Source organism: Streptomyces sp. NBC_00557, assembly GCF_036345995.1.
Taxonomy (GTDB): Bacteria; Actinomycetota; Actinomycetes; order Streptomycetales; family Streptomycetaceae; genus Streptomyces.
Window position 1 is genome coordinate 2,033,005 of the sequence record NZ_CP107796.1, and the last position, 17,282, is coordinate 2,050,286.

General features: G+C 73.1%; 17 protein-coding genes. 5 read left to right on the forward strand and 12 right to left on the reverse strand.

The features are described 5' to 3' along the window. Positions 1 to 57 precede the first annotated feature (57 nt). The 6 genes from fabI to OG956_RS08250 all read right to left on the reverse strand — a co-directional run bounded on the left by fabI (position 58) and on the right by OG956_RS08250 (position 5,251). On the reverse strand, positions 58 to 825 hold the full coding sequence (gene fabI, locus OG956_RS08225) for an enoyl-ACP reductase FabI (RefSeq protein WP_330337290.1): 768 nt from the start codon (positions 823 to 825) through the stop codon (positions 58 to 60). Beyond that, the gene (gene fdxA / locus OG956_RS08230) at positions 822 to 1,151 is read right to left on the reverse strand and encodes a ferredoxin (RefSeq protein WP_330337291.1); all 330 of its coding nucleotides are present in this window, start codon (positions 1,149 to 1,151) and stop codon (positions 822 to 824) included. Before fdxA ends, fabI begins: the two co-directional genes overlap by 4 nt. Positions 1,152 to 1,179: 28 nt before the next feature. After that, complete coding sequence (locus OG956_RS08235; RefSeq protein WP_330337292.1) at positions 1,180 to 2,547, reverse strand: MFS transporter; 1,368 nt, start codon at positions 2,545 to 2,547, stop codon at positions 1,180 to 1,182. Positions 2,548 to 2,720: 173 nt separating this feature from the next. Beyond that, the gene (locus OG956_RS08240) at positions 2,721 to 3,821 is read right to left on the reverse strand and encodes a fatty acid desaturase family protein (RefSeq protein ID WP_330337293.1); all 1,101 of its coding nucleotides are present in this window, start codon (positions 3,819 to 3,821) and stop codon (positions 2,721 to 2,723) included. 242 nt (positions 3,822 to 4,063) lie between these two features. Continuing rightward, positions 4,064 to 4,213, reverse strand: coding sequence for a hypothetical protein (locus OG956_RS08245; protein WP_330337294.1), 150 nt, complete (start codon positions 4,211 to 4,213; stop codon positions 4,064 to 4,066). A 30-nt stretch (positions 4,214 to 4,243) separates the two neighbouring features. Further along, on the reverse strand, positions 4,244 to 5,251 hold the full coding sequence (locus tag OG956_RS08250) for a DUF2156 domain-containing protein (protein ID WP_330337295.1): 1,008 nt from the start codon (positions 5,249 to 5,251) through the stop codon (positions 4,244 to 4,246). Between the two features lie 496 nt (positions 5,252 to 5,747). Here OG956_RS08250 and OG956_RS08255 point away from each other — a divergent pair, with 496 nt between their 5' ends. The 3 genes from OG956_RS08255 (at position 5,748) to OG956_RS08265 (ending at position 8,436) form a co-directional block, all read left to right on the forward strand. After that, positions 5,748 to 6,533 carry an AfsR/SARP family transcriptional regulator gene (locus OG956_RS08255; protein WP_330337296.1) on the forward strand — a complete coding sequence of 262 codons (786 nt, stop codon included), beginning with the start codon at positions 5,748 to 5,750 and terminating at the stop codon, positions 6,531 to 6,533. A gap of 112 nt (positions 6,534 to 6,645) precedes the next feature. Continuing rightward, positions 6,646 to 8,190, forward strand: coding sequence for an acyl-CoA carboxylase subunit beta (locus tag OG956_RS08260; protein WP_330337297.1), 1,545 nt, complete (start codon positions 6,646 to 6,648; stop codon positions 8,188 to 8,190). A 36-nt stretch (positions 8,191 to 8,226) separates the two neighbouring features. Further along, positions 8,227 to 8,436: an acyl-CoA carboxylase epsilon subunit gene (locus OG956_RS08265; protein WP_330337298.1), complete on the forward strand. Its 210-nt coding sequence runs from the start codon at positions 8,227 to 8,229 to the stop codon at positions 8,434 to 8,436. Between the two features lie 91 nt (positions 8,437 to 8,527). Here OG956_RS08265 and OG956_RS08270 read toward each other — a convergent pair whose 3' ends face one another. The 3 genes from OG956_RS08270 to OG956_RS08280 all read right to left on the reverse strand — a co-directional run bounded on the left by OG956_RS08270 (position 8,528) and on the right by OG956_RS08280 (position 10,622). Next, positions 8,528 to 8,953: a DUF6299 family protein gene (locus tag OG956_RS08270; protein WP_330337299.1), complete on the reverse strand. Its 426-nt coding sequence runs from the start codon at positions 8,951 to 8,953 to the stop codon at positions 8,528 to 8,530. A gap of 140 nt (positions 8,954 to 9,093) precedes the next feature. Continuing rightward, positions 9,094 to 9,492 (reverse strand): RidA family protein, encoded by a 399-nt coding sequence (locus tag OG956_RS08275; RefSeq protein ID WP_330337300.1) that lies wholly within the window; start codon positions 9,490 to 9,492, stop codon positions 9,094 to 9,096. Then, positions 9,489 to 10,622 (reverse strand): acyl-CoA dehydrogenase family protein, encoded by a 1,134-nt coding sequence (locus tag OG956_RS08280; RefSeq protein ID WP_330337301.1) that lies wholly within the window; start codon positions 10,620 to 10,622, stop codon positions 9,489 to 9,491. Before OG956_RS08280 ends, OG956_RS08275 begins: the two co-directional genes overlap by 4 nt. A gap of 227 nt (positions 10,623 to 10,849) precedes the next feature. Between OG956_RS08280 and OG956_RS08285 the strand changes: the two genes are divergently transcribed. Both OG956_RS08285 and OG956_RS08290 read left to right on the forward strand, forming a co-directional pair. Further along, a complete protein-coding gene (locus OG956_RS08285; RefSeq protein WP_330342775.1) occupies positions 10,850 to 12,547 on the forward strand; it encodes an AMP-binding protein in 1,698 nt (565 codons plus the stop codon). 15 nt (positions 12,548 to 12,562) lie between these two features. Next, positions 12,563 to 13,375 (forward strand): PaaX family transcriptional regulator, encoded by an 813-nt coding sequence (locus OG956_RS08290; RefSeq protein ID WP_330337302.1) that lies wholly within the window; start codon positions 12,563 to 12,565, stop codon positions 13,373 to 13,375. Positions 13,376 to 13,393: 18 nt separating this feature from the next. Here the strand turns inward: OG956_RS08290 and OG956_RS08295 are convergent, their stop codons facing one another. From OG956_RS08295 to OG956_RS08305, 3 genes are all read right to left on the reverse strand, one after another. Beyond that, positions 13,394 to 13,720, reverse strand: coding sequence for a hypothetical protein (locus tag OG956_RS08295; protein ID WP_330342776.1), 327 nt, complete (start codon positions 13,718 to 13,720; stop codon positions 13,394 to 13,396). Between the two features lie 269 nt (positions 13,721 to 13,989). After that, complete coding sequence (locus OG956_RS08300) at positions 13,990 to 16,311, reverse strand: bifunctional salicylyl-CoA 5-hydroxylase/oxidoreductase (protein WP_330337303.1); 2,322 nt, start codon at positions 16,309 to 16,311, stop codon at positions 13,990 to 13,992. A gap of 6 nt (positions 16,312 to 16,317) precedes the next feature. Then, positions 16,318 to 17,145, reverse strand: a complete 828-nt coding sequence (locus tag OG956_RS08305; protein WP_330337304.1) for an enoyl-CoA hydratase family protein — start codon at positions 17,143 to 17,145, stop codon at positions 16,318 to 16,320. Positions 17,146 to 17,282: the final 137 nt, after the last annotated feature.

Genomic DNA, 17,282 nt, shown 5'->3' on the forward strand with positions numbered 1-17,282 from the left:
CGCCGGAACCCACCCGGACGCTCGGCCTGGGCCTGCCTGACGCAGGTTTTCGGCGCGTCAGGCGCCCATCATGTGCACCCCGCCGTCCACGTGGACGATCTCGCCGGTGGTGCGCGGGAAGAAGTCGGACAGCAGGGCGACCACGCCGCGGGCGGCCGGTTCGGGGTCGGTGAGGTCCCAGCCGGCCGGGGCGCGGCCGGTGGTCCACACGTCGGCCAGCTCCGGGAAGCCGGGGATGGACTTGGCGGCCATGGAGCGCAGCGGGCCGGCCGCGATCAGGTTGCACCGGATGCCGTGCCCGCCGAGGTCGCGGGCGAGGTAGCGGCTGGTGGACTCCAGGGCGGCCTTGGCGACGCCCATCCAGTCGTAGTGCGGCCAGGCCACGCTCGCGTCGAAGGTGAGGCCGACGACCGAGCCGCCGCGCCGCTGAAGCAGCGGCAGGCAGGCGGTGGTGAGCGACTTCAGGGAGTACGCCGAGACGTGCACGGCCGTCGCCACGTCGGCCCAGGTGCCGTCGAGGAAGGAGAAGGCGCCCTGGGGGCCGTAGGCGATGGAGTGCACGACGCCGTCGAGGGAGTCGGTGTGGGCGCCGATCCGGTCGGCGAGGGTGTCCAGGTGGCCCTGGTCGGTGACGTCCAGTTCGATGACGGGGGCGGGCTTCGGCAGCTTGCCCGCGAACCGCTCGATCAGGGAGAGCCGGCCGAAGCCGGTGAGCAGCACCTCGGCGCCCTCCTCCTGGGCGATCCGGGCGACGTGGAAGGCGATGGAGGCGTCCGTGACCACCCCGGTGACCAGGATCCGCTTGCCGGCGAGGATGCCGCTCATGCCGCCGGCACCCCCTTGGGCAGCGCGCTGACCAGCGCCGAGTCGTGGTCCTGGGGGCCGAGGGCGCTGCCGCCGCCGGGCGAGCCGAGGTCCGCGAAGAAGCCGGCGTTGGAGGCCGCGTGGTCGCCGCCCCACTCCTCGGGCAGGTCGTCCTCGAAGTAGATGGCGTCGACCGGGCACACCGGTTCGCAGGCGCCGCAGTCCACGCATTCCTCCGGATGGATGTACAGGGCGCGGCGGCCCTCGTAGATGCAGTCCACGGGGCATTCGTCGATGCAGGAGCGGTCCTTGACGTCGACGCAGGGCAGTCCGATGACGTAGGCCATCTTCAACTCCTTGTTCTGGTGGGCGGGTTCAGTCGACCGGGGTGCCGGTGGTGCGCTCGCCCAGGGTCAGCACGGTGAGCGCGAGGACGGCCATGGCGGCGGCGATCACGGCGAACAGGGCGCCGGGGCCGTCGGCGTCGAGGACCGGCAGCAGGACGAACGGCAGCGCGCCGGCGCTGAGTTTGGACAGCGAGTAGGCGGCGCCGGCGGCGGTGGCCCGGATCGCGGTGGGGTACTGCTCGGACAGGTAGACATGGGAGACGCTGGAGAAGACGTTGCTGAAGAGGGTGTAGGCGAAGCCGCAGACCACGATCAGCTCCGCCGAGCCCGCGTACGCGAAGCCGAGTCCGGCCGCGACCATCGCGGCCGCCGACAGGGCGATCAGGGTGCGGCGCTCGACGCGGTCCACGACGGGCAGGGCGAGAGCGGAGCCCACCGGGTAGCCGAGGAAGGACAGCGCGGTGAAGCCGAGGCCGGCGACGATGCCGTAGCCCTTGGCGGCGACGATCTGCGGGGCGAGCGTGCCGAAGCCGTAGTAGCCGACGACCGAGAGCACGCAGAACAGCCACAGGACCAGGGTGCGGCGGCGGAGGCCGGGACGCAGGATCTCGCGCAGCCGGGTGCCGTCCCCCGGAGTCTCGGCCCGGGGCGCGGGCCGGTCCGGCAGCAGGCCCCGGCTCGCCGCCTCCGCCTCCATGCGCGACACCAGCCTGTCGGCCTCGCCGGTGCGGCCGCGCGCGGCGAGCCAGCGCGGGGACTCGATCAGGCCCCGGCGCAGGATCCACACCACGGCCGAGCCGAGGGCGCCGAGGACGAACAGCCAGCGCCAGCCGGCCACGCCGAGCGGGGTGCGCGGCACCAGCCACAGGGCCGCGAAGCCGACCGCGGGGACCCCGCAGAAGGCGAGGGTGTAGGCCCGGGCGATGAACCGGCCGCGCTTGCCGGCGGGCAGCACGTCGGCCAGGTAGCAGTCGGCGAGGGCCTGTTCGGCGCCGATGCCGAGGCCGGCGACGAAGCGGGTCGCGATCAGCCAGGCGGCGTTCGGCGAGAGGGCGCCGAGCAGGGACGCCACCGAGTAGACGGCCAGGTTGAGCTGGAAGGCCCGGCGCCGGCCGAACCGGTCCGCGATCCGGCCGAGCGTCAGGGACCCGAGGAACTGGCCGAAGAACGCGGAGGCCAGGACGAGCTTGAGCGAGGACGCGCCGAAGCCGAAGTCGCTCTGCAGCACCTTGCCGATGGTGCCGGACAGGTTGTTCTCGAAGGTGTCGAAGAACAGGCCGACGCCGACGACGGCGGTGAGTCTGCGGTGCAGCGGGGTGATCGGCAGCCGGTCCAGGCGGGCGCCGATCGGGGCGGGAGCGGTGAGGCCGCCCGCCGCCGCGGTGGTCTGGGACATGGGGCTGGCTCCTTACGGACTGTCGCGTCGCCCCCTGGCCAAGGAGCCGCCCGGGCCACCGGCGGGCCCGGGCGTACGGCCCGGGGGCCGGAGTGCGGGGTGTGGGATGTGGGGTGTGGGGATGTGGGGAGCGGGGTGGCGGTGGGGTCGCCCCGGGCACCGGCGAGCCGGCGTCAGACGGATTCCATGGCCCGGCGCCGGATCTGCTCCTCCACGTCACCGCGGCGGACCGGGGCGCTGACCTCGTGGAGGAAGGAGGCGACCTCGCGGTACGAGGCCCAGAAGCCGACCTCGTGGTAGGGCACTCCGCGTTCGGCGCAGTACTGCATGGTCAGTTCGCGGGCGCGCGGCAGGTTCTTCTGCGGCATGGCCGGGAACAGGTGGTGCTCCACCTGGTAGTTGAGGCCGCCGTAGAGGAAGTCGACCAGCCGGCCGGGCCGGATGTTGCGGGAGGTGAGGACCTGGCGCTCCAGCCAGTCCAGGGTCTCCTCCTCGCCGTCGCGCACCTGCATGCCCTTGTGGTTCGGGGCGAAGATCATGCCGAAGTAGACGCCGAGGGAGGCGTGCTGGACGACGATGAACGCGACCGCGAGCGCCGGGGACAGGACGGTGAAGACGCAGGTGAGATAGACGGCGGCGCGCAGCAGGATGAGGAAGGTCTCCAGCACGGGCCGCTTGGTCTTGCCGGTGACGATGGACTTGACCGCGGTCTTGAGCATCTTGAAGCCCTCGAGGACCAGCAGCACGAAGAACAGCACGCTCTGGTAGCGCACGACGAGCTTCTGGGTGCCCTTGCGGGTGGGGTACTGCTTGATGTCGAAGATGGCGGTGCGCCGGCCGATGTCCGGGTCCATGTCGAGGTGGTTGGGGTTGCTGTGGTGCCGGTTGTGGTGGTTGACCCACCAGCCGTAGCTCACCCCGTTGACCAGGTTGGCGTGGATGTAGCCGACCGCGGAGGCCGCCTTCTTGCTGCGGAACATCGCCTTGTGGCCGGCGTCGTGCCACATGAACGCCGACTGGCCGCCGCACAGGCCCATCCACAGGGCCGTGACGAGCTGCCACCAGGTGTCGCCCAGCTCGAAGAAGGCGGCGAAGCCGATCAGCAGCAGGGTGGTGTTGAGGGCGAGCTTGCCCACGTAGTAGCGCGGGTCGAGGTCGAGCAGGCCTTCGGCCCTGACCCGTTTGAGCAGTTCGGCGAAGGTCGCCGAGGCGCCGGGGCGCGGGGCGGCCTCGGAGGCCGGGACCCCGGCCGTCTGGATGTGCGGACGCTGCATGCGTTGCTCTCCTTGGGAGAAGTGCCCGGTGGCGGGCGGCGGCGCCGCTGCCCCGCGGAGCTGCGGGCGCCGCGAGTCGACTTCAGCTCCCGCGTGCGGTCGCGGGCTGCGGCCCGCCCGGCGGGCCCGGACGACGGGAGCACAGTGCGGTGCTCCCGGGCCCGGACCGCCGGGCGAACGCACGTCCAGCGTTCCGCGCCGCACTGATGTGGCACTGATGCCGGTCTGATCCAGCCGCGCGCTCAGGCGGCGGCCTCGGTGCGCAGCCGCTCGTCGAGGGCGCGGACGACCGCGTCGGCGGCGTCGGCGACCTGCTGGTCGTCGGGGGCGCCGATGACGGCCATGAGCTGCTCGACCATGGCGTGCTGGAGTTCCTCGGTGGACTGGCTCATGATGTGTCTCCCGGTTCGGATGATGGGACGTCAGAAGGCGTTGCAGGCACGGAAGACGTGCGCGAACCCGGGCAGCGAGGCCTGCGGGCCGTCGAAGGCGACGTACTCGGGGATGGTCACGTCGGGCGCCCACTTCTGCTTGTACGACAGCTGGGTCTGGGCCGGGTACAGCGCCGCGCCCTCGGCCCACAGGGCGTGCATCAGCCACTGGAACGCGGCGCTGTGCCCGTCGAGTTCCTGGGCGGCGTCGAGCCCGGTGAACGGCGTGAACCCGAAGTGCAGCCACTCGACGCCCTCGGCCCGGAACACCTCGATGGCGTGCGCGTTGATGGCCTCCATGAGGCCGGGAGAGCCCTCGGGGATGCGGCGGCTGAGGTCGTGCATCCAGCCGGCCCGGCTGCCGTACACCGGCGAGTAGGAGATGTACGCGACCGGGGCGCCGTCGATGGTGCCGACGAACAGCCGGCGGTGGGCCTGGGCGGCGCCGCCGATCTGGCCGACGAGGAACTCCAGTTGCTGGGCGCCGCCCTTGGAGCCGAGCCAGGCCCGGTCGATGGTCGCGATGGCCTCGCCCACGTCGGCCGCGTCGGCCTCGTGGATCGTCAGGCCGTTGCGGTGGGCTCGGGAGATCTTGTTGCGCAGCTGCATGAACTTGGTGCCGCGCAGGGTGAACCCGTCGAGGCTCACGGCCCAGGAGGCGCCGACCTGGTTGACGGTGAAGCCGCGCCCGGCGTAGCGCTCGGCGTCCGTGCGCTGCAGCTGGACGCCGACGAGGTTCAGGCCCTCGGCCCGGACGTGGGCGCGGAAGGCGTCCAGCAGGGTGCCGTAGTCCTCCTCGGCGGCGAAGGGGCCGCCGAACTGCACGGCCCAGCGGCCGGTGCGCCGGTAGACGACGACACCGTCCGCGCCCGGCACGGTGAAGACGCTGTTTCCGCTGTTGAGCGCCAGGAAGGAACTCGGGTTCTCGCTCGCGGTGTGCCGGCGTATCGCGTCGAGAATCCGGTCGTGGGTGGTGGTTTCGGTGGTGGTGGCGGTCATTCCGTACCCCTTTCGGGAGCCTTTCACGGCAAGGGAGTTCCGAAGGGAGTACAGCACCGCCGGGATGTCCGGGAAAAGGGCGGATGGAAATTCCTTTGCCTGCGTCAGAAGCGTGTCAGCTTTCCGTCAGTGCCGACTGCCAATGTGAGGCCTGTGAACGGCACGGGTCACCGGAGCCAGGGGCCCGCCCGCTCCACCGCAGTCTCCACCACAAGCCGGTTCATGCTTTCCGTACGCGGGTGAACGAGAATTCACACTCCGCCGCGCGGAAGAGAGACCACCCTCAGCCGGTGTTCCGCCGAAGGCGACGGACACCGGATTCCCAGGAACCGCCGGCCGCCCCCCGTCCCGGCGGAGCAACCGCCCCGGCGGGCCGCTCGAGAAAAAGGCCCGCCGGGGCGTGGCGCGTTCGGCGGCTCAGCCCTTCCACCGCAGCAGAACACCGGAAAAACCGTCGCCGAGGAATTGTCGTCAAGGTCGTCCAGGGGGAAAAGACATGCTGAGGTTCTCCGTTCTCGGGCCACTGCAGATACGCACCGACGCGGGTCCGGCGGACGTGCCGGGCGATCTTCAGCGGATCCTGGTGCAGACGCTGCTGGTGAGTGAGGGCCGGCCGGTCTCCGGGGAGAGCCTGGCCGAGGAGATGTGGGGCGAGGCCGCGCCCGACAACCAGGCCAACGCGCTGCAGGCGCACATCAGCCGGCTGCGCCGCCGGCTGCGGGCGCTGGAGCCGGGGCGGCCGGTGTCGCGGGTGACGATCCATCCGGCCGGCTACCGGCTCTGGCTGGGCGAAGGGGAGCTGGACGCCGCGGAGTTCGTGCGGGCCGTGCGGCTTGCCGAGTCCGCGCCCCCGGGCGATGCCGGGCGCACCGCGCGGCTGCTCGGGGACGCGCTGGCGCTGTGGCGCGGGCCCGTCTTCGGCGGGTTCCCCGGCGGGACCCTGTGCCAGCTGGCGGGCGCCCGCTACGAGGAGTACCGGATGCGGGCACTGGAGCTGCTCTTCGACGCCGAGCTGCGGCTCGGCCACCATGCGGCGGTGCTCGCCGAACTGGCCGAGGCGCACACCAACCACCCGTTGCGGGAGCGGTTCTGCGAACAGCTGATGATCGCGCTGTACGGTGCCGGACGGCAGGCCGACGCCCTCGACGTCTTCCACCGGATGCGGCGCCGGCTCGACGACGAACTCGGCATCCAGCCCTCCCCCGCGCTGCGCCGGATCGAGAGCGCGATCCTCTCCCACGACCCGGCCCTCAGCGGCGACCGCCTCCTCCAACCCGCCTGAACGGAACGGTGGTTGAGTGCGTCGGCGGCCCGTCAGCGCACGGTCAGCCCCGGTTGTCACGCTCCTTGCGGTGACGCCACCTCGAGAACTCCTCACGTAGAGGCAGGGAGACATGAAGTCCCAGGTCGCGGAACTGGCCCGACTGCGCGAACGCGTACTCGCCGGCCCCGGCGAGAAGGCGACGGCCGCCCAGCGGGCCAAGGGCAAGCTCACCGTGCGCGAACGGATCGGCCTGCTGCTCGACGAGGGCTCGTTCCACGAGGTCGAGCCGCTGCGCCGGCACCGGGCGACCGGGTTCGGCCTGGAGGCGAAGAAGCCGTACACCGACGGCGTCGTCACCGGCTGGGGCACGGTCGAGGGCCGTACGGTCTTCGTCTACGCGCACGACTTCCGGATCTTCGGCGGGGCGCTGGGCGAGGCCCACGCCGCCAAGATCCACAAGATCATGGACATGGCCCTCGCGGCCGGCGCGCCGCTGGTGTCGCTCAACGACGGCGCCGGCGCCCGCATCCAGGAGGGCGTGACCGCGCTCGCCGGGTACGGCGGCATCTTCCGCCGCAACACGGCGGCGTCCGGGGTGATTCCGCAGATCAGCGTGATGCTGGGCCCGTGCGCGGGCGGCGCCGCGTACTCGCCCGCCCTCACCGACTTCGTGTTCATGGTGCGCGAGACCTCGCAGATGTTCATCACCGGCCCGGACGTGGTCAAGGCGGTGACCGGCGAGGAGATCACCCAGAACGGGCTGGGCGGCGCCGACGTCCACGCCGAGACCAGCGGGGTGTGCCACTTCGCGTACGACGACGAGGAGACCTGCCTGGAGGAGGTCCGGTACCTGCTGTCCCTCCTCCCCCGCAACAACCGCGAGACCCCGCCCGCCGTGCCCTGCGACGACCCGCCGGACCGGCGCTGCGAGTCGCTCGCGGAGCTGGTGCCGGCCGACGGCAACCGGCCGTACGACATGGCCAGGGTGATCGAGGAGATCGTCGACGACGGCGAGTACCTGGAGGTGCACCAGCGCTGGGCGCGGAACATCATCTGCGCGCTGGCCCGGCTGGACGGGCAGGTCGTCGGGATCGTCGCCAACCAGCCGCAGACCCTGGCCGGCGTGCTGGACATCGAGGCGAGCGAAAAGGCCGCGCGGTTCGTCCAGTTGTGCGACGCGTTCAGCATCCCGATCGTCACCCTGCTCGACGTGCCCGGCTTCCTGCCCGGTGTCGGCCAGGAGCACGGCGGCATCATCCGGCACGGCGCCAAGCTGCTGTACGCCTACTGCGACGCCACCGTGCCCCGTATCTCGCTGATCCTTCGCAAGGCCTACGGCGGCGCGTACATCGTCATGGACTCGCAGTCCATCGGCGCCGACCTCACCTACGCCTGGCCGACGAACGAGATCGCGGTGATGGGCGCGGAGGGCGCCGCGAACGTCATCTTCCGGCGGCAGATCGCCGAGGCCGACGATCCCGAGGCCCGGCGGGCGGAGCTGGTCAAGGAGTACAAGGCCGAGCTGATGCACCCGTACTACGCCGCCGAACGCGGCCTGGTCGACGACGTCATCGACCCGGCCGACACCCGTGCCGTCCTCATCGGCGCGCTGGCGATGCTGCGCACCAAGCACGCCGAGCGACCGGCGCGCAAGCACGGCAATCCCCCGCAGTGATCCTGCTCGGTTCCCGCACCCCCGACGGAGGTTCCCATGCCCGTGTCCCCCACGTCCCCCGCATCGCCCACCGCCCCGATCCGGGTCGAGAAGGGCCAGGCCACCGAGGAGGAGCTGGCCGCCCTCGCGGTGCTGCTGCTGAGCCGCGGCGCCCTGGCCGCCCCCGACACCGCGCCGGTCTCCCCCGGCACCACGTGCTGGCGCCCGCACGCCTTCCACGCGCCGCACAGCTGGCAGCGCGCCTGACCGGCGTACCGCGACGGCGTCGGGCGGCCCGGCGCCCGACGCCGTCTCACTCCTGGCTCATGGCAGTCACACCTCTGGCTTCACCCCCGGCTCAGCCCTGGGCGAGGGTGACGTCCTGGTCGGTGACCGCGTGGAAGGCGGGCAGCGGGACGATGCCCACGGGCCGCATCTCCATGAGCGTGGCCTGCACGTGGGCCCGGCCGGCCTTGAGGACCTCCGAGTCGACCGTGCCGGAGTTCTGCCACCGGTGCTCGGCGCCGTCGCACTGGGCGATGCCGCCGCCGATGCCGTGCCGGACGCGGGGGTCGCGCTGGCTCAGCGAGGAGGTGACGAACACCGGTCCGGTGCCGGCGGTGCAGCGGTAGCTGCCGGAGAGCGTGACCGTGCCGTCGGACGCGATCCGGCCGGTGGTGTCGACGGTGACGGTCTCGGCGGGGTCGGCGCCGGCCGGGCCGGAGGCGACGCACAGCAGGGCGACCGCGCCGAGGGCCGCGGCGAGGGCGGGACGTACGGGCATGGGGATGCCTCCCGGTTCCGTGGGGGTCTGGAAGCCTCCACTGGTACCGGGCGGCCGTCCCGCCGGGCGTGACCGTCACCCCTTCGGTGGCGCGTCACGGGACCGCCCGCGACGCGCTCGCCGATGATGTGGCTGGGCGGTCACGGCAGTACGGCGAAGCCGTCCAGCTCCACCATCGCCTGCTCGTCCCACAGCCGTACGACCTGCACGACGGCCATCGCCGGGTAGTCCCGGCCGGCCAGGTCCCGCCAGATGCGGCCGAGCCGTCCGGCGTGGGCGCGGTAGGCGGCGACGTCGGTGGCGTAGACGGTGACGCGGGCGAGGTCGGCGGGGGTGCCGCCGGCCGCGCGCAGGGCCGCGAGAAGGTTGCCGAGGGCCCGCTCGAACTGCTCGGGCAGGGTGTCGCCGGTGATCCTGCCGTCGGCGTCGAGGGAGGTCTGGCCCGCGAGGAACACCACGCGGGAGCCGGACGCGACGACGGCGTGCGAGAACCCCGTGGGCGGGGACAGCTCGGGCGGGTTGACGCGCTCGGTCGTCACCGGACCTCCCGGTCGTCGGTCTGGGCGTACAACTCCTTGGCGATGATGCCCCGTTGGACCTCGCTGGCGCCCTCGTAGATGCGCGGGGCGCGCACCTCGCGGTAGAGGTGCTCGAGGAGGTGGCCGCGGCGCAGGGCGCGGGCGCCGTGCAGCTGGACGGCGGTGTCGACGACGTACTGCGCGGTCTCGGTGGCGAGCAGCTTCGCCATCGCGGCGCGCCGGGGGACGTCGGCGGCGCCTTCGTCGTACGCCGTGGCCGCCGCGTAGACCATCAGCCGGGCGGCCTCCGTGCGCAGGGCCATCTCGGCGACCTGGTGGGAGACGGTCTGCAGGTCCATCAGCCGGCCGCCGAAGGCCTCGCGGCGGCGGGTGTGGGCGACGGTGGCGTCGAGCGCGGCCTGGGCCATGCCGACCGCGAAGGCGCCGACGCTGGGCCGGAACAGGTTCAGGGTGCCCATGGCGACCGCGAAGCCGCGGTCCACCTCGCCGAGCACGTCGTCGGCGGTCACGGGTACGGCGTCGAAGGCGAGGGCGCCGATGGGGTGCGGGGAGAGCATCTCCAGCGTGGTTCCGGTGAGTCCGGGCCGGTCGGCGGGGACGAGGAAGGCGGTCACGCCGCGGGCTCCGGCGCCGGGTGTGGTGCGGGCGAAGACGGTGTAGAAGTCGGCCTCGGGGGCGTTGGAGATCCAGCGTTTGGCGCCGGTGAGCCGCCAGCCGGTGCCGTCGGGCTCCGCCGTGAGGGACAGCGCGGCCGCGTCCGAACCGGCGCCGGGCTCGCTCAGTGCGAAGGCGGCGACCGCGGTGCCGTCGGCGACCCGGGGCAGCCAGCGCTCGCGCTGGGCGGGGGTGCCGTGCGCGTGCACCGGGTGGGCGCCGAGGCCCTGCAGGGCGAGCGCGGTCTCGGCCTCGGTGCAGGACTGCGCGAGGGACTCCCGCATCAGGCACAGGTCCAGCGCGCCGGAGCTGAACAGCCGTGCCAGGAGCCCGAGTCGGCCCAGCTCGGCGAGGAGCGGCCGGTTGACGTGCCCCGGCTCGCCCTTGTCGGCGAGCGGCCGCAGCCGTTCGGCGGCCGTCGCGCGCAGCTCGGCGCGCCAGGCGGCCTGCTCGGGTTCGAGCGAGAATGCGGACACTGCCGTCCTCCCTCCGGTCGGGACCAGCCCGTCCCGTCCCGTTCGCTGTCCGGCGCGGGGCAGGCCCGCCCGCCGTCTGCCGGGCGGGCCACGGCGCCTTCCCGTCCCGCCGGGGCCGGGCCGTCACGCGGGGCCGGGCGACTCCGGGGCGGCGGGCACGGCCGTCCGTCCGGGCCCGGCCTCTTGGGTGCTGCCCACCCACCGACGACGTTATCGCGGAAGGTTGACTGCCGTCACCAACACGATACGCTCGGTCTGCGAGCCCACCAGGACGCCGGTGCCCACCACGACGCCCGTCTTCGACGTTTGTCACGGCAAGGGGGCGAACCGCCATGCATCGCTCGGCCCATGTCGACACCTTCGCGCGCGACCATCTGCCGCCCCCCGACGAGTGGCCCGAGCTGCTCTTCGACCTGCCGGAGCTGCGCTATCCCGAGCGGCTGAACTGCGCCGCCGAACTGCTCGGCCACGCGGCGGCGGACCGCCCGGTCTTCCGCACCCCGGCCGGGCCCCCCTGGACGTACGGCGATCTGCGCGCACACGTCGACCGGATCGCGCACGTGCTCACCGGCGACCTCGGCGTGGTCCCCGGCAACCGGGTGCTGCTGCGCGGCCCCACCACGCCGTGGCTCGCTGCCTGTTGGCTGGCCGTGCTGAAGGCGGGCGCGATAGCGGTCACCGTGCTCGCCCAGCAGCGCCCGCACGAGCTGGCGACGATGTGCGAGATCGCCCTGGTGCGGCACGCGCTGTGCGACATCCGGTCGGTGGAGGACCTGGCGAAGGCCGACATACCCGGGCTGCGGATCACCACGTACGGCGGGGACGGCCCCGACGACCTGCTGCGCCGGCCCGCCCCGGGCACGCCGTACCGGGCGGTGGACACCGCCGCCGACGACGTGGCCCTGATCGCGTTCACCTCGGGCACCACGGGCCGCCCGAAAGGATGCATGCACTTCCACCGGGACGTGCTGGCGATCGCGGACACCTTCTCGCACCATGTGCTGCGCCCCCGGCCGGACGACGTCTTCGCCGGCTCTCCCCCGCTCGGCTTCACCTTCGGCCTCGGCGGTCTCGTGGTCTTCCCGATGCGGGCCGGCGCCAGTTCCCTGCTCCTGGAAGAGGCGAACCCCCGCCGGCTGCTGCCCGCGATCGCCGAGCACCGCGTCTCCGTCCTGTTCACCGCGCCGACCGCCTACCGCGCGATGCTGGACCAGCTCGACGGGTACGACGTGACGTCGCTGCGGCGCTGTGTGTCGGCCGGCGAGAACCTGCCCGCGGGCACCTGGCGGGCCTGGCACGAGCGCACCGGCCTGCGGATCATCAACGGCATCGGCGCCACCGAGCTGCTGCACATCTTCGTCTCCGCCGCCGACGAGCACATCAGGCCGGGCACCACGGGCGTGCCGGTGCCGGGCTGGCAGGCGCGGGTGCAGGACGCGCACGGCAGGCCCGTGCCGGACGGCGAGCCCGGGCTGCTCGCGGTGCGCGGCCCGGTGGGCTGCCGCTATCTCGCCGACCCGCGGCAGCGGCAGTACGTGCGCGCCGGCTGGAACGTCACCGGCGACACCTACGTCCGCGAGCCCGACGGCTACTTCCGCTACGTGGCCCGCGCCGACGACATGATCATCTCGGCCGGGTACAACATCGCGGGCCCGGAGGTGGAGGAGGCGCTGCTGCGGCACCCGGACGTGGTGGAGGCCGCGGTCGTGGGCCGCCCGGACGAGGCCCGCGGGCAGGTGGCGGTCGCCTACACCGTGCTGCGCGAGGGCGCCCGGCGCGACGCGGACTCCCTGCGCGCCTTCCTCACGTCCGAGCTGGCGCCGTACAAGTGCCCGCGCGAGTTCGTCTTCCTCGACGCGCTGCCGCGCACCGCCACCGGCAAGCTGCAGCGGTTCCGGCTGCGCAGCGAGGGTGACCGGCCGTGACGCCGACGACTTAAAATGATCAACGTGACCGAGCAGCACGCCCCCAGGTCCCTCATCGTCACGCTCTACGGCGCGTACGGCCGCTACATGCCCGGCCCGGTGCCCGTCGCCGAGCTGATCCGGCTCCTGGCCGCGGTCGGCGTGGACGCGCCCTCGGTCCGGTCCTCGGTGTCCCGGCTCAAACGCCGCGGCCTGCTGCTGCCGGCCCGCACGGAACAGGGCGCGGCGGGCTACGAACTCTCGCCCGAGGCACGGCAGTTGCTGGAGGACGGCGACCGCCGCATCTACGCCACGCCGCCCGTCGCGGACGCCGGGTGGGTGCTCGCCGTGTTCTCGGTGCCGGAGTCGGAGCGGCAGAAGCGGCATGTGCTGCGTTCCCGGCTGGCCGGCCTGGGCTTCGGCACGGCGGCTCCGGGCGTGTGGATCGCCCCGGCCCGGCTGTACGAGGAGACCGAGCACACCCTGCGCCGCCTGCACCTGGATCCGTACGTGGACCTGTTCCGCGGCGAGCACCTGGGCTTCGCGCCGACCGCCGAGGCGGTCGCCCGCTGGTGGGACCTGGCCGCGATCGCCAAGGAGCACGAGCGCTTCCTGGACGCGCACGGCCCGGTGCTGCGCGCCTGGGAGCGCCGGCCGGACACCCCGCCCGAGGAGGCCTACCGGGACTACCTCCTCGCCCTCGACTCCTGGCGCCATCTGCCGTACACGGACCCCGGCCTGCCCACCCGGCTGCTGCCCGCCGGCTGGCCGGGGTTGCGCTCGGCGGAGGTGTTCCAGGGGCTGCACCGCCGGCTGCGCGACGCGGGGGCCGGGTTCGCCGGGCTGTGACCGGCTTTCCCGCGTGTCTCAGAAGCGGCGCAGCCGCATCGCGACGCCGTGCCCGAGGGCGAGGTAGAGCACCGCGGGCAGGCCGTAGTTGAGCAGCACCCGCAGGCTCTCCGTGTCCATCGTGAAGATGTCCTGAGACCACCAGGACAGCGCGTCGGCCACGTCTTCGACGAAGCCGACGAACACGTTCGCGTGATTGGCCTCCAGCAGGTACAGCACGATCCACAGTCCGAGGAAGGCCGCCGCGACGTCGCCGATCGTGTGAATGACCAGCGCGGCACGTCGGATGCCCGAGCCGTCCCGGCGCCGCTGCGGGGCGGGCGCGACCGGCGCGACCGGCGGCACCGCGGGTTCCACGTACCGGTGGGCCGGGTGCGGGCCCTGGCCGTATCCGTGTCCGGATCCGTGTCCGTATCCGTATCCGGGCTGCTCGGGCAGCGGCCTGGTGTCAGTCATCGCAGTCTCGATCCCTGGGCTCGTCCGTGGGGTGTGCCGAATGGCTCGAAAGAACCTAGACAGCCGCCGATAACGGACCGGTTCAGGAACCGTGCGAATCACGTGGAAGGCGTGTGACCGGCCCCGGCCGGTCCCGCCGGCAATGCAGCGCCGACGATTCAGCGGCCGAGGGTCAGCCGGGGCTTCGGGGCGTCCGTGCGGCCGGTCTGGGGGCGGCGGCTGCCGGCCCGGTAGGGCGCGGGCCAGACGGCGCCCGGGCCCTCGTACCCCTGCTCGGCCGCCGCGTGCAGGGTCCAGTGCGGGTCGTACAGGTGCGGGCGGGCCAGTGCGCACAGGTCCGTGCGCCCGGCGAGGATCAGGGAGTTGACGTCGTCCCACGAGGAGATCGCGCCCACGGCGATCACCGGGACGCCGGCCTCGTGCCGGATCCGGTCGGCGTACGGCGTCTGGTACGACCGCCCGAACTCCGGCCGCTCCTCGGCCACGACCTGCCCGGTGGACACGTCGATCGCGTCGGCGCCGTGCGCGGCGAAGGCGCGGGCGATCTCCACCGCGTCCTCGGCGGTGGTGCCGCCCTCGGCCCAGTCGGTGGCCGAGATGCGGACCGTCATCGGCCGCTCCGCGGGCCACACCGCCCGTACGGCGTCGAAGACCTCCAGCGGGAACCTCAGCCGCCGCTCCAGCGAGCCGCCGTAGGCGTCGGTGCGGTGGTTGGTGAGCGGGGAGAGGAAGCCGGAGAGCAGGTAGCCGTGCGCGCAGTGCAGTTCGAGCAGGTCGAACCCGGCCCGCGCGGCCCGCCAGGCGGCGGCGGCGAACTGTTCGCGGATGTCGGTGAGCTGGGCCCGGGAGAGCTGGCGCGGCGTCTGGCTGCCCGGTTTGTACGGCAGCGGGGAGGCGGCCACGAGCGGCCAGTTGCCGCGGGGCAGCGGCTCGTCCATGCCCTCCCACATCACCTGCGTGGAGCCCTTGCGGCCCGAGTGGCCGAGCTGGACGCCGATCGCGGTGCCGGGCGCCCGGGTGTGCACGAAGTCGGTGATCCGCCGCCATGCCTCGGCCTGCCGGCCGGTGTAGAGACCGGCGCAGCCCGGCGTGATGCGGCCCTCCTCGCTCACGCACACCATCTCGGTCATGACCAGTCCGGCCCCGCCGAGCGCGCGGGCGCCCAGGTGGACGAGGTGGAAGTCGCCGGGGACGCCGTCGGCGGCGGAGTACATGTCCATCGGGGACACCACGACCCGGTTGCGCAGGGTCAGGCCGCGCAGCCGGAACGGGGTGAACATCGGCGGCGTGCCTGGCGGGCAGCCGAACTCGCGCTCGACCGCCTCGGTGAAGTGGGCGTCGCGCAGCCGGAGGTTGTCGTGGGTGACGCGGCGGCTGCGGGTGAGCAGGTTGAAGGCGAACTGGCGGGGCGGCTGGTCCAGGTACAGCCGCAGGTTCTCGAACCACTCCAGGCTCGCCCGGGCGGCCCGCTGGGTGGAGGCGACGACCGGCTTGCGCTCCTTTTCGTAGGCCGACAGCGCGCTGGGCACGTCCGGCTGTTCCTCCAGGCACGCGGCCAGGGCCAGCGCGTCCTCCACGGCCAGCTTGGTGCCGGAGCCGATGGAGAAGTGGGCGGTGTGCGCGGCGTCGCCGAGCAGGACGACGTTGCCGTGGGACCAGCGGCCGTTGACCACCGTACGGAAGCTGGTCCAGGCCGAGTTGTTGGAGCGCAGGGGGCGGCCGCGGAGCGCGTCGGCGAAGATCTTGGCGCAGCGCTCGATGGATTCGCCCGGTTCCGGTTCGTCGAAGCCCGCCGCCCGCCACACCTCCTCGCGCATCTCCACGATCACGGTCGAGGCGCCGAACTGATCCTGCGGCCCGGAGGGCCTCGTGGAGGGGTGGTGGTCGGGAGACGGGTGGGCATAGGGGTAGCCGTGCAGCTGCATCACGCCGTGCGGGGTCTCGGCGATCTCGAAGCGGAAGGCGTCGAAGGGGAAGTCGGCGGCGAGCCATATGTAGCGGCAGCGGTGTGTCGTCACGTGCGGCTCGAACACGTCGGCGTGGGCGGCGCGGGTGGTGCTGTTGACCCCGTCCGCGGCGATGACGAGGTCGTACGCGGCCGAGAGCGTCTCCGCGCGGGGCGCCTCGGTGGAGAACCTCAGGTCCACGCCGAGGGACCGGCAGCGCTCGTGCAGGATCGCGAGGAGCCGCCGCCTGCCCAGCGCGGCGAAGCCGTGCCCCCCGGAGCGGTGCGTGACGCCCCGGTGCACGATGTCGATGTCGTCCCAGCGGACGAAGTCGCGCTGCAGGGCCTCGTAGACGACGGGGTCGGCGTGTTCGATGCCGCCGAGTGTCTCGTCGGAGAGGACCACGCCGAAGCCGAAGGTGACGTCCGGGGCGTTGCGCTCCCAGACGGTGATCTCACGGGCCGGGTCGAGCCGTTTCAGCAGCGCCGCCGCGTACAGCCCGCCGGGGCCGCCGCCGATGACCGCCACACGCATGCGCGCTCACCTTCCTCGCCATTTCGGGGGGCGCTTCTCGGTGAAGGCCGCGTGGAACTCCGCGTAGTCCTCGCCGTTCATCAGCAGGGCCTGGGTGGAGGCGTCCAGTTCGACGGCCGCCGCGAGGGGCATGTCCAGCTCGGCGGTCAGCAGGGCCTTGGTCTGCGCGTACGCCAGGGCCGGGCCGTCGGCCAGGCGGCGGGCCAGGGCCTGCGCGGCCTCGTCCGCGTGTCCCTCCTCGGTCAGCTCGCTGACCAGGCCGATCCGCTCGGCCTCGGGGGCCCGGACCGGTTCACCGAGCATGAGCAGGCGGGTGGCGTGGCCGAGGCCGACGACACGGGGCAGCAGATAGGCCGCGCCCATGTCGCCGCCGGACAGGCCGACGCGGGTGAAGAGGAAGGCGAAGCGGGCGCTCGGGTCGGCGACGCGGAAGTCGGCCGCCAGCGCCAGGACCGCTCCGGCGCCGGCCGCCACGCCGTGGACGGCGGCGATCACGGGGAAGGGGCACTCCCTGATCGCCCGGACCACCTGACCGGTCATCCGGTTGAAGTCGAGGAGCTGTGCGGTGTCCATGCCGAGGGTGGCGCCGATGATCTCGTCGACGTCGCCGCCGGAGCAGAAGCCCCGCCCCTCGCCGGCCAGCACCAGGGCGCGCACGGAGCGCTCCCGGGACAGCTCGGCGAGCAGGTCGCGCAGGTCGGCGTAGGCGCCGAAGGTGAGCGCGTTGAGCTTCTCGGGGCGGGCGAGGGTGACGGTGGCGACCCCGTCGGCGACCTGGAGGCGCAGGTGCCCCCAGTCGCGGGTGCGGGTGGCGGAGCCGGTGAAGGGACTCATGACGTGCGGCCTCCTTGGGCGGCGGTGCCGTACGTTGCGCTGTCCCATGAAGTTATCACTTGTTTGTGACTGTCGTCACGACCACGCGACAGGCCTCGGTGGTCCGGCCGGATCCGGTCACGTGCGTCACCGGTCGG

Excerpts from the sequence above, each read along its gene's own strand:
- OG956_RS08235 (WP_330337292.1), bottom strand. The coding sequence starts at position 2,547 with ATGTCCCAGACCACCGCGGCGGCGGGCGGCCTCACCGCTCCCGCCCCG.
- OG956_RS08270 (WP_330337299.1), bottom strand. The coding sequence starts at position 8,953 with ATGCCCGTACGTCCCGCCCTCGCCGCGGCCCTCGGCGCGGTCGCCCTG.
- OG956_RS08260 (WP_330337297.1), top strand. The coding sequence starts at position 6,646 with ATGAAGTCCCAGGTCGCGGAACTGGCCCGACTGCGCGAACGCGTACTC.
- OG956_RS08240 (WP_330337293.1), bottom strand. The coding sequence starts at position 3,821 with ATGCAGCGTCCGCACATCCAGACGGCCGGGGTCCCGGCCTCCGAGGCC.
- OG956_RS08300 (WP_330337303.1), bottom strand. The coding sequence starts at position 16,311 with ATGCGTGTGGCGGTCATCGGCGGCGGCCCCGGCGGGCTGTACGCGGCG.
- OG956_RS08245 (WP_330337294.1), bottom strand. The coding sequence starts at position 4,213 with ATGAGCCAGTCCACCGAGGAACTCCAGCACGCCATGGTCGAGCAGCTC.
- fabI (WP_330337290.1), bottom strand. The coding sequence starts at position 825 with ATGAGCGGCATCCTCGCCGGCAAGCGGATCCTGGTCACCGGGGTGGTC.
- OG956_RS08305 (WP_330337304.1), bottom strand. The coding sequence starts at position 17,145 with ATGAGTCCCTTCACCGGCTCCGCCACCCGCACCCGCGACTGGGGGCAC.
- OG956_RS08265 (WP_330337298.1), top strand. The coding sequence starts at position 8,227 with ATGCCCGTGTCCCCCACGTCCCCCGCATCGCCCACCGCCCCGATCCGG.
- OG956_RS08255 (WP_330337296.1), top strand. The coding sequence starts at position 5,748 with ATGCTGAGGTTCTCCGTTCTCGGGCCACTGCAGATACGCACCGACGCG.
- OG956_RS08250 (WP_330337295.1), bottom strand. The coding sequence starts at position 5,251 with ATGACCGCCACCACCACCGAAACCACCACCCACGACCGGATTCTCGAC.
- OG956_RS08290 (WP_330337302.1), top strand. The coding sequence starts at position 12,563 with ATGATCAACGTGACCGAGCAGCACGCCCCCAGGTCCCTCATCGTCACG.
- fdxA (WP_330337291.1), bottom strand. The coding sequence starts at position 1,151 with ATGGCCTACGTCATCGGACTGCCCTGCGTCGACGTCAAGGACCGCTCC.